The sequence below is a fragment of the Streptomyces winkii genome (assembly GCF_032248595.1).
Classification (GTDB): domain Bacteria; phylum Actinomycetota; class Actinomycetes; order Streptomycetales; family Streptomycetaceae; genus Streptomyces; species Streptomyces winkii.
This window is the reverse complement of sequence record NZ_JASTTH010000006.1, coordinates 17472-33685: the sequence shown is the minus strand read 5'-3', so window position 1 is coordinate 33685 and position 16214 is coordinate 17472. Positions and strand designations below refer to the sequence as shown.

At 71.7% G+C, this 16214-nt stretch carries 14 protein-coding genes; 11 read left to right on the top strand and 3 right to left on the bottom strand.

What is annotated here, in order from left to right; translation table 11 throughout:
- Positions 1 to 37: 37 nt before the first annotated feature.
- Positions 38 to 859 carry a TetR/AcrR family transcriptional regulator gene (locus QQM67_RS19095; RefSeq protein ID WP_314175168.1) on the bottom strand — a complete coding sequence of 274 codons (822 nt, stop codon included), beginning with the start codon at positions 857 to 859 and terminating at the stop codon, positions 38 to 40.
- 158 nt (positions 860 to 1017) lie between these two features.
- Here QQM67_RS19095 and QQM67_RS19090 point away from each other — a divergent pair, with 158 nt between their 5' ends.
- Positions 1018 to 2223, top strand: coding sequence for an FAD-dependent monooxygenase (locus tag QQM67_RS19090; RefSeq protein ID WP_314175167.1), 1206 nt, complete (start codon positions 1018 to 1020; stop codon positions 2221 to 2223).
- Between the two features lie 114 nt (positions 2224 to 2337).
- Here the strand turns inward: QQM67_RS19090 and QQM67_RS19085 are convergent, their stop codons facing one another.
- Positions 2338 to 4446, bottom strand: a complete 2109-nt coding sequence (locus QQM67_RS19085; RefSeq protein WP_314175165.1) for a hypothetical protein — start codon at positions 4444 to 4446, stop codon at positions 2338 to 2340.
- A 534-nt stretch (positions 4447 to 4980) separates the two neighbouring features.
- On the opposite strand from QQM67_RS19085, the gene proB reads away from it, so the two are divergent.
- The 5 genes from proB to QQM67_RS19060 all read left to right on the top strand — a co-directional run bounded on the left by proB (position 4981) and on the right by QQM67_RS19060 (position 10667).
- A complete protein-coding gene (proB, locus tag QQM67_RS19080) occupies positions 4981 to 6120 on the top strand; it encodes a glutamate 5-kinase (RefSeq protein ID WP_314175613.1) in 1140 nt (379 codons plus the stop codon).
- A 280-nt stretch (positions 6121 to 6400) separates the two neighbouring features.
- On the top strand, positions 6401 to 6817 hold the full coding sequence (locus tag QQM67_RS19075; RefSeq protein ID WP_399067133.1) for a hypothetical protein: 417 nt from the start codon (positions 6401 to 6403) through the stop codon (positions 6815 to 6817).
- A 171-nt stretch (positions 6818 to 6988) separates the two neighbouring features.
- Positions 6989 to 8251 carry a glutamate-5-semialdehyde dehydrogenase gene (locus QQM67_RS19070; protein WP_399067131.1) on the top strand — a complete coding sequence of 421 codons (1263 nt, stop codon included), beginning with the start codon at positions 6989 to 6991 and terminating at the stop codon, positions 8249 to 8251.
- 105 nt (positions 8252 to 8356) lie between these two features.
- Positions 8357 to 9232, top strand: coding sequence for an SCO2584 family spore wall biosynthesis protein (locus tag QQM67_RS19065; RefSeq protein WP_314175163.1), 876 nt, complete (start codon positions 8357 to 8359; stop codon positions 9230 to 9232).
- Positions 9233 to 9506: 274 nt separating this feature from the next.
- Positions 9507 to 10667, top strand: a complete 1161-nt coding sequence (locus QQM67_RS19060; RefSeq protein WP_314175162.1) for an SCO2583 family membrane protein — start codon at positions 9507 to 9509, stop codon at positions 10665 to 10667.
- Between the two features lie 57 nt (positions 10668 to 10724).
- On the opposite strand, the gene QQM67_RS19055 is transcribed toward QQM67_RS19060, so the two are convergent.
- Positions 10725 to 11822: a M48 family metallopeptidase gene (locus QQM67_RS19055; protein WP_314175161.1), complete on the bottom strand. Its 1098-nt coding sequence runs from the start codon at positions 11820 to 11822 to the stop codon at positions 10725 to 10727.
- Between the two features lie 354 nt (positions 11823 to 12176).
- Here QQM67_RS19055 and QQM67_RS19050 point away from each other — a divergent pair, with 354 nt between their 5' ends.
- From QQM67_RS19050 to QQM67_RS19030, 5 genes are all read left to right on the top strand, one after another.
- A complete protein-coding gene (locus QQM67_RS19050) occupies positions 12177 to 12344 on the top strand; it encodes a hypothetical protein (RefSeq protein ID WP_314175160.1) in 168 nt (55 codons plus the stop codon).
- 166 nt (positions 12345 to 12510) lie between these two features.
- Entirely contained in the window at positions 12511 to 13137 is a 627-nt protein-coding gene (gene nadD / locus QQM67_RS19045; protein ID WP_314175159.1) for a nicotinate-nucleotide adenylyltransferase, read from the top strand.
- Positions 13134 to 14837 carry an LCP family protein gene (locus tag QQM67_RS19040; protein WP_314175158.1) on the top strand — a complete coding sequence of 568 codons (1704 nt, stop codon included), beginning with the start codon at positions 13134 to 13136 and terminating at the stop codon, positions 14835 to 14837. The genes nadD and QQM67_RS19040 overlap by 4 nt, the downstream gene beginning before the upstream one ends.
- 75 nt (positions 14838 to 14912) lie before the next feature.
- Positions 14913 to 15416, top strand: coding sequence for a ribosome silencing factor (gene rsfS / locus QQM67_RS19035; protein WP_314175157.1), 504 nt, complete (start codon positions 14913 to 14915; stop codon positions 15414 to 15416).
- Positions 15413 to 16093 carry a histidine phosphatase family protein gene (locus QQM67_RS19030; protein WP_314175156.1) on the top strand — a complete coding sequence of 227 codons (681 nt, stop codon included), beginning with the start codon at positions 15413 to 15415 and terminating at the stop codon, positions 16091 to 16093. The genes rsfS and QQM67_RS19030 overlap by 4 nt, the downstream gene beginning before the upstream one ends.
- The last annotated feature ends 121 nt before the right edge of the window (positions 16094 to 16214 follow it).

The window sequence follows — 16214 nt, the reverse complement described above, 5'->3', positions numbered from 1 at the left end:
GCAGCGTGAGGGTCAACCCCGGCTCAGGACCCGTCCGTCAGCGTGCGCGCTCCTCGACGAGCACGGCCAGGCCGTCCAGGATGCGCTGGAGCCCGAACTCCCAGGCCTGGTCGCGTCCTTCGGGCTCCGCGGCCGTCGAGGCGAGGGCCGCCGCGAGGGCCGGGTAGCGCTCGCCGCGCTCCTTGAGCACCTCCGACAGTACGACGCTCAGCTCGCCCTCCTGGCTCTCTCCCGGGCTCGTCGCGCGCGCCTGCTGGGCGATGCCGCGCACGTGGCTGCCCAACAGCACGGCGGCGTCCATTCGTTCCGCACCGCTCAGCCTCGTGCCGTCCAGCGCGGCGACCGCGTGCTCGATCCAGTCGAGCTCCGACGGGCCCACGACGCGGGGCCCGGCGGTGGCGTCCAGCACCCACGGGTGACGCAGATACGCGGTGAGCAGCTCCTCGGCCCATGCGGCGAGTCGGCCCCGCCAGCCGTCGCGCCGCCCCTGGCCCTGCTGCCGCTGCTCCGGATACGGGCCCATCGCGTCGTCCACCATCAGCGCCACCAGCTCGGCCTTGCCGGGCACATAGCGGTAGAGCGCCATCTTGGTGACGCCGAGGCGCGCCGCGACGCGGTGCATGGACACGGCCGACATGCCCTCGGCGTCGGCGAGTTCGACACCGGCCCGTGCGACGCGGCCGAGGTCCAGCGTCGGACGGGGGCCGCGCGCGGGCAGGGAGCGCGGGCCGCCCCACAGCAGCCGCGCCGTCTCCGCGTGCCTCGTGCCGCTGCCCTTGCCGCCGCCGGTCCTGCCGCCGAACCGGCCGCGGCTCCCGCCGCCCGGGGCGCTGCCGCCCTCGTCGCCGCTTCCGCTCATGACCTCACGACCTCATGCCCTCATGCCCTCATACGCCCTTGCACCCGTCCACTGGCCCTCGTGCCCTCACCGCTGTTCCCGCGGCAGCAAAACTGCGTCTATGGTACACAGTAATCAGCCGTGTCCCGTGGACACGGTTTCATCCGGAGGGGGAGACCGTGAACAAGACCGTCCTCATCTCGGGCGCGAGCATCGCCGGCCCGGCACTCGCGTACTGGCTGCGGCAGTACGGCTACGAGCCCACCGTCGTCGAGCTGGCGCCGGCCCTGCGCGGCGGCGGCCAGGCCGTCGACTTCCGCGGCGAGACGCACTTCACCGTGCTGGAACGCATGGGCGTACTGCCCGAGTTGCGCAAGCTCCGCACGGGCGGCAGCCGGATCCGCTTCGTCGACGAGGACGGCCGGACGCGACTCGACCTGCCCGCCGACTTCACGGGCGGCGAACTGGAGGTGCTCCGCGGCGATCTCGCCCGGGTGCTCTACGAACACAGCCTCCCCGGCACGGAGTACGTCTTCGGTGACTCGGTCACCGGCCTCACCGAGACCGCCACGGGCGTGCGGGCCGACTTCCGGCACGGCGCACCGCGCGAATTCGGCCTGGTGATCGGCGCGGACGGCCTGCACTCCCAGGTCCGGCGGCTCGCCTTCGGCCCGGAGGAGAGCTATGTGAGCCACCTCGGCTACTACGCCGCCATCTGGCAGTTCCCCGCGGACGAACTCGGCCCGGTGCGCGGCCCCGCCGCATACAACGAGCCGGGCCTCGTCGCGGCCGTCGGCCCCGACGCGCGCGATCCCGAACTGGCCGCCGCCATGCTCCTGTTCGCCTCACCCCGGCTGGAGTACGACCGCCACGACGCCGAGCAGCACAAGCAGATCCTCAACGAGGCGTTCTCCGGCGCCGGTTGGGAGGTGCCCCGGCTGCTGCGCACACTGCGCGGCACCCGCGAGCTGTACTTCGACTCCATCAGCCGGGCGGACGTGCCCACATGGTCCAAGGGCCGGATCGCGCTCGCCGGCGACGCGGCCTGCGGAGCGACCGTCGGCGGCGGGGGCACGGGCTGCGCGGTCGTCGGCGCGTACGTCCTGGCGGGCGAACTGGCCCGCGCGCAGGGCGACTTCGGTGCGGCCTTCGCCGCGTACGAGAGCCGGCTGCGTCCGTATGCCCGGGTCTGCCAGCAGGGAGGCGACCGGGTGGGCAAGTTCTTCGCTCCGCGCACCCGCGCGGGCCTGCGCTTCCGCAACGCCCTCTTCTCCAACCGCCTCTTCGTGAAGGCGATGATCGGCATGGGGAAGAAGGTCAGCAGCACCGTGGAGCTGCCGGACTACGCGAGCGAGGCGGCCGGTTCGGGCACCGCCCGCCACTGAGCGCCCCGGCCGAGCGCACATACGGCGAAGGTCCCGGGAGGCGGGTGAGCCTCCCGGGACCTTCGGACCTTCGGATCCATGGACGTACCGACGTACGGACGGGTGCGGCGGCCGTCAGGCCGTGACCTGATCCGCCTCCTCCGGGTCGGCGGGCGCGCCGCCGTTCGCCCCGGCCTCCAACTCGGCTTCCTCCGCCGCCTCCTGGGCCTCCGTCTCGCGCTGCCCGGGAATCTCGTTCGTACGGCGCGCGACCCGCTCGTTACGGGCGGCCGTTGCCTCGCACAGCTCCGCCACGGCCTGGTTGAAGCGAGTGATCGACGGCGGGTCCGAGGGCCCGAGGAGGTGCACCTTCAGCTCCGCACGGGCCTTGGCGAGGGTGTCCTTGGACGGCTCGCGCACCGACTCCAGCAGCGCCGGGATCTCCTCCGCCTCGGGGGAGAGGATCGCGGCGGCACGCACGGTCGGGAAGCCGGCCCGGAACTCGTCCTCGGTCAGGCCGCTCGTGTTGGCGACAGCGTACGGCTTCTCGCTCGTCAGATAGTCCGAGACGACGGACGAGACGTCGGAGATGAGCAGGTCGGACTGGTTGAAGCAGGTGTAGATCGTCGGCCGCGGGCCGGTGATGATCTGGTGCTCCCACTCCGGGAACGAGGCCCAGTTGGCGGCCTCCCACGCGGCGGTCGCCGCCGCGACGCGCTCCGCCCTGTCCGCCTCGGGCGTGGACTGGAGCATCATCCTCTCCACCTCGTCCGCGCCGCGGCGGAACGCGGTGGTCGTCAGCTCGTCCAACTCGCGTGCGCGGCGCTCCAGTTCGGCCGCGGCCTCAGCACCCGGACGCTCGCCGGAGCGCTTCGCGTTCGCCTCGACGATCATCTCCTGGATGCGCGCGTCGGCGGCGCCCGCGCGGGGGTCGACGGAGCCCGTCATCGGGTGCGGCTTGTACAGCAGCCGCACGCCCGGGTCCGCGAGCAGGGCCCGGACGATGTTCTCCCCGGCCAGGATGATCGAGGTGTTGCCGGGGTCGTTCGTCCAGCCCTCCCAGGTGGGGGCGTACAGAACGGTGGTGTACGTGCCCTGCGGCGGACCCGCGTACGGCTCGATGGGCGACAGCTGCGGGCGGCCGACCTCGACCACGTCGCGGTCGTCCACGCCGATGTCGGCGAGCTGGTAGCGCTCGCGGGCGGCGGGCCCGGCGACCCAGACCTCGTCGTAGGCCTTGGCGTACGGGTTGCAGGAGGAGAGCTTGTCGCTCTCGCCGTGGTTGATGAACGCGTGCTTGATGGTGGGGATGCGCAGCACCTGCGAGGTCTTGCCGGAGTTCGCCGGGTGCAGCATCACCTTCAGCGTCGAGTGCTCCAGGTGCATCAGGTGAGCGACCTTCGGGATGCAGATGATCGGCACGTCCGTCGCGTCGATCTTCTGCACCATGAAGCGCTCGCGCAGCACGATGACCGGGTTGCCGTCGAGCTCGGCGAGCGTGGAGAGCCACATGTTCGCCTGGTACGCGGAGGTCGTGCCCCCCGAGAAGTACATGCCGACGGTGGGCCGGTACTTCGCGAGCCAGCGGTCGAGCCACTCCAGGGCCTGCTGCTCGTTCGCGTGCCGCTTCTTCGGCAGCATCCACGTGCCCAGGTAGACGGCGCCGCCCAGCGACAGCGCGACGCTCAGGCCGAGGCCGAGGATGCCCCAGACCTCGTCGTTGAGCCCGGCGCTCAGCATCAGGCCGATGGTGCTCGGGATCGAGAAGCGCAGCAGGCGGCGGCTGGGCTGCCGGGCCAGCAGCCGCGGCGGGGCGATGGTCAGGCGCAGGTCGGAGGCGTCGATGTTGCGCGTGAGGATCGGCAGCGTACGGCTGCGGCGTACGAACTGTGCGACGGCCTGGCACAGGAAGTGCGAGGCGTAGGCGACGAGCAGCAGCAGCGTCAGGGGGCGCTCGATGTCCGGGGGGACGTCGGGGATGCGGACCAGACCGATGACGATGAGCATGTCGCGCAGCAGTTGGCGCGTGGTGACGTCGAAGCGGACCTTGCCGAGCAGGGCCAGCAGGCCGGGCTGCTTGTGCGTGAGATAGATGTCGAGCGTGATCCCCGCCAACGAGGCGACGATGAAGACGGGCACGTTCGGCAGCAGCGCGCCCGCGAGCTGAGCCGCGTAGAAGACCGTCAGCGCGAGCAGCGCCGTCAGCTGGACGGCGCGTCGGGTGGAGAGACCGGCAGAGGGCACGGGACTGGACTCCTGGCAGGAGGTCGAGGGTCGGGATGGAACCGGCCGGTGGGGGTGGCGGCCGTGGTCGACCACTGACCGTATGCCGGGCACGGGGCCGGTGACAATCTGCGTCGGAGTGTCCTGTGTGAATACGCGGACAAAGGTCGTTATCCCCACCCGTCCACTGGTCGGAACGGGCGAGCGGTCCCGATCTGCGCTCCCGTAGATTGCGGAGACGGGCGCTCACGGCGTTCACCGGCACTGCTCGCGCCGCGGGCGGTCGCACAGGAGACCGCCGCCGGGTGGCGGCGACAAGCCGGACCGTACCGGACGTACGGAACAGAAGTGAACGAACAGGAACGTGAGCAAGAACGTGAGCGGGAACGTGAAGCGGAACGGGAACGCACGGTCGTGACAGAGGGAACAGACGGGCAGCGGGACGTGAGCAGCGATACGGCAGCGGGCGCGGGCGACCCGGGCGCGGGCGGTACGGGCTCCGGCGCGGGCGCACGCGGGGCGGTGCGCGACGCCGGGAGCACGGTGCGCGCCGATGTGGCCGGTGCGCGGCGCATCGTCGTCAAGGTCGGCTCCTCCTCGCTCACCACGGCCTCCGGCGGCCTGGACGCCGACCGCGTCGACGCCCTCGTCGACGTCCTGGCCAAGCACGCGGGTCCCGCGAACGGGGCGCCGGACGGCGCCGCCGGCGGCCCGCAGCGGGAGATCGTCCTCGTCTCCTCCGGCGCCATCGCCGCGGGTCTCGCGCCGCTCGCTCTGCCGAAGCGCCCCCGCGACCTGGCGCGGCAGCAGGCGGCCGCGAGCGTCGGGCAGGGGCTGCTGGTCGCCCGCTACACGGCGTCGTTCGCGCGGTACGGCCGCCGCGTCGGGCAGGTGCTGCTCACCTCCGACGACACCAGCCGCCGCGCTCACTACCGCAACGCCTACCGCACGCTGGAGCAGCTGCTGGCGATGGGCGCCGTGCCCGTCGTCAACGAGAACGACACCGTCGCCACGGAGGAGATCCGCTTCGGCGACAACGACCGCCTCGCCGCGCTCGTCGCCCATCTCGTACGGGCGGACCTGCTGGTCCTGCTCTCCGACGTGGACGGGCTCTACGACGGCGACCCAGCCTCTCCCGGCAGCTCCCGCATCGGCGAGGTCACCGGCCCGAAGGATCTGGAGGGCGTCGAGATCGGCAGCGCGGGCAGCGCGGGCGTCGGCAGCGGCGGCATGGTGACGAAGGTCGAGGCCGCCCGGATCGCCGCGGCGGCGGGCGTGCCGGTCGTCCTCGCCTCCGCCACGCACGCGGCGGACGCGCTGGCGGGCCGCCGCACCGGCACGTACTTCCACCGCACCGGCCGCCGCGCGGCGGGACGGCTGCTGTGGCTCGCGCACGCCTCGACTCCGCGCGGTGCCCTCACGCTGGACGACGGCGCGGTGCGGGCGGTCGTGCAGCGGCGCACCTCGCTGCTGGCGGCCGGAATCGCCGGAGTCGAGGGCGAGTTCGCGGCCGGCGACCCGGTCGAACTCCGCGACGAGCGCGGCGTCGCGGTGGCCCGAGGTCTGGTCAACTTCGACGCGAAGGAGATCCCGCAGCTGCTGGGCCGCTCGACCCCGGAGCTGGCACGGGAGCTGGGACCGGCGTACGAGCGGGAGATCGTGCACCGGGACGATCTGGTGCTGCTGGACTCCTGAGGGGGTCGGCTTCCGGACGCCTCGGCGGCCTGGGCCGCCCCGGACGTCCCGGACAGCCCGGCAGAGTGCGCCCCCGTACCGGCGTGAACGGTTCGTGTAAAGGGCGGGGGAGTGGTGTCCGAACCGTCAGCGGCCGAGGGAGAAGACCAGCCTTTCCACGGACACCTTCCGGAAAACGGCCACGCGGCCGGTCCCGGGCTGGTCAACTTTGTATCGGGGGTCGTGCGGCAGGGAGCGACGCCCGTGAGTCAGAGCATCCCACCGGACGAGGAGGCCATCCGTGAGACGGCTGGTCAGCGTTGACAGAGAGCAGCGGGCCGAATCACGTGCGGGCGCGGGTGCGGAGAGCCTCGAACACACCCGGCTGTGGCACATCACGCTGAGCGTCGCCGGCAAGGAGGCGCCTCTCAAGGAGGTGCGCCGCGCGCTGGAGCAGCTCGCCTACGATCACCCCTTTCTGCTGAACAGCCGGTATGCGAACGACCATGCCGAGATCCGCTATTGGGAAGAGGCACGCGACCTGCACGACGCCGCGGCGGTCGCGCTGCGGCTGTGGGGAGAGCACCGCACCTCGGCGAAGCTTCCGCCGTGGGAGATCGTCGGCCTGGAGGTCATCGGCCGCGAGACGTACCAGCAGCGCGTGGCCGAGGGGTACGGCCCGCCGCCCGCGGCCTCCATGGGCGTCCACCCCTTCTAGTCCGCCGGTTCCAGCCCGCTTCCAGCCCGCCGGCTCCAGCCCGGCTCCAGTCCGCCGGTTCCGGCCTCTCCGCCTTCCGGGCCCCGGCCGGGCTCTCCGGCTTCTCCGCGGCCGTCCCGCACGGTGGGACGGCGCGACGCCTCCGCATCCGCCGTGACTAAGCTCGGAGCCATGAGCGCACCGCAGACCTCGCCCGTCACCGAGACCGCCCGCCGTGCGAAGGAGGCCGCCGCCGAGCTCGCCCCGCTGCCGCGCACGGTGCGGGACGCGGCGCTGCTCGCCGTCGCCGCCGCGCTCACCGCCCGTACGGACGAGATCGTGGCCGCCAACGCCGTCGACGTCGGCAAGGCGCGCGAGGCCGGAACCCCGGACGCCATCGTCGACCGGCTGACCCTCACGCCGGAGCGCATCGAGGCCATCGCCTCCGACGTACGCGACGTGGTCGCCCTCCCCGACCCCGTCGGCGAGGTCGTGCGCGGCTCGACGCTGCCCAACGGCCTCGAACTGCGCCAGGTGCGAGTCCCCCTCGGCGTCGTCGGCATCATCTACGAGGCACGCCCCAACGTCACCGTCGACGCCGCCGCGCTCTGCCTCAAGTCCGGCAACGCGGTGCTGCTGCGCGGCTCTTCGTCCGCGTACGCCTCCAACAGCGCCCTCGTCGAAGTGCTGCGCGACGCCGTCGCCGGTGCCGGAGTGCCCGCCGACGCCGTGCAGCTCGTGCCGGGCGAGAGCAGGGACAGCGTCCGCGAACTGATGCGCGCCCGCGGCCTGGTGGACGTGCTGATTCCGCGCGGCGGCGCGTCGCTCATCCGCTCCGTGGTCGAGGAGTCCACCGTCCCCGTCATCGAGACCGGCGTGGGCAACTGCCACGTGTACGTCGACGAGGCCGCCGACATCGACACGGCCATCGCGATCCTGGTCAACTCCAAGGCGCAGCGGCCCAGCGTGTGCAACGCCGCCGAGACCGTCCTCGTACACGAGGCGGTGGCGGGGGAGTTCCTGCCGCGGGCCGTCGAGGCGCTCAAGGGGGCGGGCGTGACGGTGCACGGCGACGAGGCGTGGCAGAAGGCGAGCGCGGACGTCGTCCCGGCCACCGAGGAGGACTGGGGCACGGAGTACCTCTCGTACGACATCGCCGCCGCCGTCGTCCCCTCGCTGGACGCCGCCGTGCGGCACATCCGCGAGTGGACATCCGGGCACACAGAGGCGATCGTCACGCGGGACACCGCCGCCGCGCGCCGCTTCACCGCCCTCGTCGACTCGACGGCCGTGATGGTCAACGCGTCCACGCGTTTCACCGACGGCGGCCAGTTCGGATTCGGCGCGGAGATCGGCATCTCCACGCAGAAGCTGCACGCGCGCGGGCCCATGGGTCTGCCCGAGCTGACGTCGACGAAGTACGTCGTCACGGGCGACGGCCACACCCGTGGCTAGTGCGCGGCTAGGGCATGCGCGGGCGCCGCGTGGCCTGTTCTGCCTGATCTGACGGAATCCCGCTTCTCCCTGCCCTTATTGACCGCAAAGGTCTACGCTGACAGCGTGCCGGACGACGTGGGGAGCCAGCCGTTCCCGGACGGTGAGGAGCCCGAGTACCACCACGGGGCCGCGGACGAGGAGTTCGCCGCCCTGGTGCTCGACGAGGACTTCGTCCGGTCCGCCGTCATCCACGAGCCCACCGCCGTCGAACGCATATTGGCCGCCGCGCAGTCGCACGCCGAGAGCGAGACTGTCCGCGGCTTCGAGGACGGCTACGTCTACGGGCCGGGCGCCGACGGCGAGTTCGGCCTCGACGACGACCCGGACCGGGACGGTGCCGACCCTGACGGCCTCGCCGACCCGGAGGAGCTGGACGATCCGGACGACGACGAAGGCCGGTTCGACCGCTCCGACTACACCGAATACCTGGAGCCGGCCGACGGAGACGAATACGACCACTACGAGTCGTACGGCCCGTATGAGTCGTACGGCCCGTACGACTTCAACTCCCTCGGCGACAGCGGCCATTACGGCCCGTACCAGTACGGGCGGTTCGCGCACTTCGACCAGTACGACCAGTACGGGCAGTACATCCGCTTCGGCATCAACCGCCGCTACGACCCCCGCTTCGACTTGGGCGAGGAGCACGGCTCCGACTACCGCCGCCGTCCCACGCACGGCAAGCACGGCGCCGCCCCGCGCCGCCGCCGCCCGTACCGCGGCCACGCCCGATGGCAGCGGCCCGTGGCCTGGCTGCTGGCGCTCATGATGGGCATCGGCATGGTCGCCCTCGCCCTCGGCGCCGTCTACCGCGGTACGTCGCAGCAGCGCCAGGACCCTTCGCCGCCGCCCGCGACGACCGGCGTCGACTCCTCCGGCAAGGACCACGACGGGGCGCAGCGGACGCCGGACATACCCGCGCAGTCACGCCCCGGCTGAGACGGGCTCGTCCGGTACACATCCACGCGTACACATCCACGCGTTCAGAACCTCCCGTACAGAACCGCCCGTACGGAGCCTCCCGTACAAAACCTCCCGCACGGACCGTCAGGCCCCTGCTCCTGCCGGAGCGGACCGTGAGACGGCCCGCATGGCCCGCATGGTCACCGGCTCGTCACGCCAGGGCGACGAGGTGTTCACGAACACGGGGATCCGCCGGGTTGTCGGCGCACAGAAGCGTTTACGTAGCGCCGGGCGGACCTACTCTGTTGGTATGGCCGGGCGAGGCAATCCCCCAGAGGGAACACCCGACGACGCCTCCGGGGGCGACGACGAATACCGCGACGACTACCGATCCGTCGTCTTCGACGAGTCCTTCATCAAGGCTGCCCGGCTCCAGGAGTTCTCGGCGCAGGAGCGGATGGAGGACGAGGGCCACGCCGCCGTGCGCAACCGTGCCTTCTCGCCTGCCGGCGACGGCACCGACGCGGAGCTGAACACGGCGTACGGACGTGGCTCCATCACCGCGTCCCGGCAGGGCATCGTCCTGGTCCTGCTGATCGTCCTCGCCTTCGGCACCGCGATCTACATGGGCATCCGCAACCCCTACCAGGCCCCGCCGGAGCCGCCCGCCGAGCCGATGCGCAACTCGCTGCTTCCGCTGGCGCCGCGCGACGAGGTGCCGGGCGCCACGCCCGCCGACCTCTACCAGCACAGCCCGGCCGCCCAGTTCCGTGCCGGGGCCGACGGCGTGACGCTGCCGCCGGTGCGCCGCACACGGCACTTCTCCGAGAGCCAGGTGCTCTCCGCTCTGACGGCCGCCAAGGAGTACATCGTCACCACGTCGCTCGATCCGGCCGTGCTCAGCGGGAACTCCGTCCGTGACGTACGGATCATGCTCGACCCCGCGCAGCAGGAGCAGTTCGACCAGAGCATGGACCACCCGCGCAACGACGGGCGGCACTCCTCGACGGCATGGATGGTCCGCTTCGACCCGTCGAAGACGACGCTCGCCGACCACCGGATCCGCGTCAACGGCACGATGACGGTGCAGGAGTCGGGCGCGGACGCGCTGGAGGTCGTCGCGGACCACGTCTTCGTCTACGCGGTGCGCGCGACGGAGGAGGGCGAGGGGAAGCGGGCCCAGGAGAATTCGTCCCTGTTCACGGTGCGGCGCGAAGTGCGCTTCCAGATCGACCGTGAGGACCTGAGGCGCCAGCAACTCAGCGTGCAGCAGGTCTCGATGAGGGCCGGACCGCTGCCGTGCTCCGCCGACATGTCGGACGCGCTGACGCCGCTGCTGGCCGGGGAGAAGGCCAAGGACGACGGTGCGGCGGGCACCGACCCGTACGCGCGCGGACGGTCCTCGGCCTCGCTGTGCGGCGTGCTCTCCACCAGCTCACAGCCGAGCCCGGCCGCGCAGAAGGACGGTTAGTCCCGAACTCCCGCGTGCCGGGCCCTTGCTGACGGCTGACGTTGACGGCGGCTGGTCTCAGGCGGTGCCGCCGCTCCCCGAACTGCCGTTGCTGCCGCCCCCGTTGTCGTCCCCACCGCTGCCGCCGCTGCTCCGGCCGGTGAAGGTGTCGCGCAGCTTGCCGCCCAAGTCGCCCGCGCCGCCCGCGATATCGCGTACGAGACCCATCAGCGGGTCCTTGCTGTTCTTGAACGACTCGGTGTAGTGGTCGGCCGACTGCTTGAACGAGTCCGAGACGGACGTCTGCTTGTCGTCCTCGCGCCGGTCGTAGTGGCCGTCCACGATGCGCTGGTAGTCGCGGCTCTCGGCCCACTTCTTCAACTCGGCCGCACGCACCGCCACGAAGGGGTGGCTGCGCGGCAGCACGTTCATGATCTTCAGTACGGAGTCGCGGATGTCGCCGCCCGACTCGTACTCCTCGGCCTGCGCGAGGAAGGAGTCGACGTTCATCTCGTGCAGGTGGTTGCCGCCCGCGAGCTTCATCAGTCCGCGCAGCGACGCCTGGAGGTCCTGCCCGACAAGCAGCCCCGCACGGTCCGCCGACAGCTCCGACTTGCGGAACCACTCGCGCAGCGCCGTCACTATCGCCATGATCGCCATGTTCCCGAGCGGGATCCAGGCGACCTTGAGCGCGAGGTTGGTGAGGAAGAGCAGGATGGTGCGGTAGACGGCGTGGCCCGACAGGGCGTGGCCCACCTCGTGGCCGATGACCGTCCGCATCTCCTCCTCGTCCAGCAGCTCGACGAGACCCGTGGTGAGGACGATGACCGGAGCGTCGAGCCCGATGCACATGGCGTTCGGGTTCGGGTCCTGACTGACGTACATCGGCGGGACCTTCTCCAGGTCCAGTATGTAACAGGCGTCCCGCAGCATCGAGTTGAGGTGCGCGAACTGCTCGTCGTTGACGCGCACCGAGTTGGCGAGGAAGAGCAGGCGCAGGCTGCGCTCGGTCACCAGCCCGCTCAGTGCCTTGAAGACCGAGTCGAATCCGCTCAGTTTGCGCAGCGCGACGAGCGCCGAGCGGTCGGAGGGATGTTCGTAGGCCCGGGAGGAGATCCCCGGGAAGCGGCGCCGGTTGCGGCCGGGCAGCCGCTCGGTGCCTGTGGTGTCGCTCATCGCGTTCCCCCTGTCCATTGGCCACCGTTCGCGGTGGATTGAGGTCAGCCTAGGCGCTCGGAACCGGAATGCCCGGGGCGAACGCGTCCGGTGAAATCCCGGACGTGGGGAGGAGACGTCGTACGGCCCTCGGAAGGTTGCGTCGCCGGGACGAGCCGAGGAGATCGGGCAGATCGGGCAGGACGGGCAGGTCGGGCAAGAGGGGACGCGGACCGGGCGGAGAGCCGGGAGGGAAGCGGAGCAGCAGCGCGGGCGCGGAACCGAGAGGTGGCGTCGGCGGGCCGCGGGCGGCCGCTTACGATGTGCAGCACACGACGTACTGTCCGGCCCACTCGTGGATAGGTCCCGCCGACGATGACGCTTCTCAGCACCACTCACAACGCCCTCACCGTCCTGGCCGCCGAGGGCGGCGAGCACAGCGGCGATCACGACCCCGCGCTTCCCTTCATCACCGGCGGCGGCGCGCTGCTGGCCCTGCTCCTGCTGCTGTGGATCACGACCCGCTTCAACCGGGACCGCTGACCCTCCCTGCTCCGCGGCCCTGCTCCGCGTACGGTCCCGGGTGATCGCGCGTCCGTCGCCGCGTCGCCGTCCCGTCACCGCCCCGTCGCCGTCCCTTCGCGCGGGCGGCCGGGCGTCGTACGGGCGGAGCAGCGAAGCGGGCATAGAGGGGATAAGGTCGGCTCGCATGGGAGAGGACATAGTGCCCGGCACCGGCAAGCGGCGGCTGGGGGTGATGGGCGGGACGTTCGATCCGATCCATCACGGGCACCTCGTCGCCGCGAGCGAGGTGGCCACGCGCTTCCACCTCGACGAGGTCGTCTTCGTGCCGACTGGGCAGCCGTGGCAGAAGAGCCAGCAGGAGGTCTCGCCGGCCGAGGACCGCTATCTGATGACGGTCATCGCGACGGCCTCCAACCCGCAGTTCTCCGTCAGCCGCATCGACATCGACCGCGGCGGCCGTACGTACACGATCGACACGCTCCGTGATCTGAGGGCGGCCAACCCGGAGAGCGACCTCTTCTTCATCACCGGCGCCGACGCCCTCGCCCAGATCCTCGGCTGGCGCGACGCCGACGAACTCTTCTCCCTCTCCCACTTCATCGGGGTCACCCGGCCCGGCCACGCGCTGACCGACCCGGGCCTGCCGGACGGCGGGGTGTCGCTGGTGGAGGTTCCGGCCCTGTCCATCTCCTCGACGGACTGCCGGGCGCGGGTGCGGCGGGGCGATCCCGTCTGGTATCTGGTCCCGGACGGCGTCGTGCGCTACATCAACAAGCGGGGGCTGTACGGGGAGGAGGCGCCCCAGACATGAACGAGCGCTACGGGTACGACCCGTACGGGCAGCAGCAGGGCCCGCAGCAGTCCGAGCAGCCCCGGTTCCTCGGGTACGACGAGTACGGGCAGCCCGTCTACGGTTACGACGAGAGCGGGCCGTACGGAACGGGCGGCCGGCAGCAGCCGCCCCAGCAGCCCGGCCCCTCCGAACCGCAGGGTTACGGCTACGGCGGGAGTGGCGGCCAGGGGTACGAGGGCTACGGAACCGGCGGCGCCCAGGAGGGCTACGGAACCGGCGGAACTCAGGAGGGCTACGGCGGCTACGGGCAGCAGGCACCGCCGCAGCCGTACCCCCAGAGCCCCGGGCAGCAGACCCAGCAGGAGTGGATCCCGCAGCAGCAGCACCAGCAGGCGCCGCCGTCCGCGGGCGCGCCCCCGCCCGACGCCGGCGCGAGGACGGGCGCCCCCGGCCGGGACGCCGACGGCGGATACCGCACGCAGCAGTTCTCCTTCGTCGAGGAGCAGACGGACGACTCCGAGGACGTCATCGACTGGCTCAAGTTCAGCGAGAGCCGGACCGAGCGCCGCGAGGAGGCGAGGCGGCGGGGCCGCAACCGCGTCGTCACCCTCGTCGTCGCCCTCGTCCTGGTGGCGGCCGGCGGCCTCGGATACCTCTTCTACGCGGGCAAGCTGCCCGGCCTCACGGACGACCAGGGCGGGCCCGCCACGGCGGCCGGCCAGCAGCGCGACGTGATCGTGGTGCATCTGCGCTCGCTGAACGGCGGCGGCAGTTCGACCGCGCTCCTCGTGGACAACGCCGACGCCAAGCGGGGCGACACCGTCCTGCTCCCGAACTCCCTCGCGGTCTCCGGCGAGAACGGCACGACGACCACCCTCGGCAAGGCCGTCGAGGACGAGGGCACCGCCCCGACCAGGGAGGCCCTCGGCACACTGCTGGGCGCGGACATCAAGGGCAGCTGGCGCCTGGACACCCCGTATCTGGAGAACCTCGTCGAGCTGGTCGGCGGCATCAAGATCGACGCGAACGCGACAGTCCCCGGGGAGAAGAAGGGCGACAAGCCGCTGGTCGAGCGCGGCAAGGCGCAGACCCTCGACGGGCGCGGAGCGGTCGCCTACGCCACGTACCGGGGCCGGGGCGAGCCGCAGACGCGGCAGCTGGAGCGCTTCGGCGAGGTCATGCACCAGACGCTCCGGAAGCTCTCCAGCGATTCGAAGTCGGCGACGAAGACCGTCGAGACTCTCGGCCAGATTCCGGACCCGTCCCTGCCCGAGCCCGAGCTGGGCGCCTCGCTGGCGAAGCTGGCGGACCAGGCCAAGGGCGGCGCGTACAAGACGCAGGTGCTGCCCGTCAGGGCCAACGGCACCCTCAGCGCACGTACGAGTGACGGCCTGGTGAAACAGGTGCTCGGCGGCACCGTGAAGAACACCGACCCGAACGCGGCACCCAGGGTGAAGATCGTCAACGCGAGCGGCAACCGCGGCAGCGACGACGCGGCCTCCGCGGCGCTGGTCAACAGCGGCTACACGGTGGTCAAGGGCGGCGCGGGCAGCAAGGCACAGGCCCGCTCCCAGGTGACGTACGCCGACGGCAAGTTCAAGCCCAAGGCGGAGGAAGTCGCCAAGACCCTCGGGCTCCCCGGAAACGCGGTCCGCAAGGGCAAGAGCGCGGCGAACGCCGATGTGACGGTCGTGCTGGGCAAGGACTACAAGGAGTGAGAGCCCCCGGCAGGTCGTGAGATCCTGGTTCCGGATACGCACACATGACCGCCGCTCCCGACGAAAGCTCTGCCTGTGACCGCCACGGACCGTTCCATCGAGCTGGTCGACGCCGCCGCCCAGGCTGCCGCCGACAAGCTCGCGCACGACATCGTCGCCTATGACGTCAGCGACGTCCTCGCCATCACCGACGCCTTCCTGCTCGCCTCCGCGCCCAACGACCGGCAGGTCAAGGCGATCGTCGACGAGATCGAGGAACGACTGCTGAAGGAGCAGGGCGCCAAGCCGGCCCGCCGCGAGGGCGAGCGCGACGGGCGCTGGGTGCTCCTGGACTTCATCGACATCGTGGTGCACGTGCAGCACAGCGAGGAGCGGGTCTTCTACGCGCTGGAGCGGCTCTGGAAGGACTGCCCCGAGCTGGAGCTCCCGGAGGACGCCAAGGCGACCCGCGGCAAGGCCCGCGAGCACGCCGTGCAGGAGGCGGCCTCCGGCGGCGACGGCGACGGTGCGGGCGGCAACGGGGTCTCGGGAGCGTACGAACCCGCGTCCGAGCGGAGCGGAAGTGACGGCCCCCGGTGACGGCGCGGCCCACCGTCACCCCCACTCCCGCGCCGCCCGTGCGCCGAGACCGCAGGGTCGTGCTCTGGCGGCACGGCCAGACCGCCTGGAACCTGGAACGCCGCTTCCAGGGCTCCACCGACATCGAGCTGACCCCGGCAGGGCTGGAGCAGGCGCGCCGTTCGGCCCGTCTCCTGGCCGCGCTGCGCCCCGACGCGATCCTCGCCTCGGATCTGCAACGTACGGTCGCGACTGCCGCCGAGCTCGCCGCCATCACCGGGCTCGACGTCACGCACGACGAAGCGCTGCGTGAGACGTACGCGGGAGCGTGGCAGGGCCTCACGCACGAGGAGATCGTCGAGCGGTACGGCGAGGAGTACGCGGCGTGGAAGCGCGGCGAGCCCGTGCGGCGCGGCGGCGGCGAACTGGAGACGGAGGTCGCCGACCGGGCCGCGCCCGTCGTGGAGCGGAACGTGGAGAAGCTGCCGCCCGGCGGCACGCTGGTCGTCGTCAGCCACGGCGGCACCATCCGCACGACCATCGGACGCCTGCTGGGCCTGGTGCCGCACACGTGGGAGGCGCTCGGCGGGCTCTCCAACTGCTGCTGGTCCGTGCTGGGGGAGGGCCTGCGCGGCTGGCGGCTCCTGGAACACAACGCGGGCACGCTTCCGCAGCCGGTGCTCGGCGACGACGACTGAGACGACGACTGACTCGGCCCGACTGCGGCTGCACGTCCGCCCGTTGGCTTCGTCTGTGGCTGATTTCCCATCCGGCCTGGTCGCCGGTTAGGCTTCCTCCCGTTCACGAGGCAGGGCTGCG

Excerpts from the sequence above, each read along its gene's own strand:
- QQM67_RS19095 (WP_314175168.1), bottom strand. The coding sequence starts at position 859 with ATGAGCGGAAGCGGCGACGAGGGCGGCAGCGCCCCGGGCGGCGGGAGC.
- QQM67_RS19070 (WP_399067131.1), top strand. The coding sequence starts at position 6,989 with ATGAGCGCACCGCAGACCTCGCCCGTCACCGAGACCGCCCGCCGTGCG.
- QQM67_RS19060 (WP_314175162.1), top strand. The coding sequence starts at position 9,507 with ATGGCCGGGCGAGGCAATCCCCCAGAGGGAACACCCGACGACGCCTCC.
- QQM67_RS19055 (WP_314175161.1), bottom strand. The coding sequence starts at position 11,822 with ATGAGCGACACCACAGGCACCGAGCGGCTGCCCGGCCGCAACCGGCGC.
- QQM67_RS19050 (WP_314175160.1), top strand. The coding sequence starts at position 12,177 with ATGACGCTTCTCAGCACCACTCACAACGCCCTCACCGTCCTGGCCGCC.
- nadD (WP_314175159.1), top strand. The coding sequence starts at position 12,511 with ATGGGAGAGGACATAGTGCCCGGCACCGGCAAGCGGCGGCTGGGGGTG.
- QQM67_RS19040 (WP_314175158.1), top strand. The coding sequence starts at position 13,134 with ATGAACGAGCGCTACGGGTACGACCCGTACGGGCAGCAGCAGGGCCCG.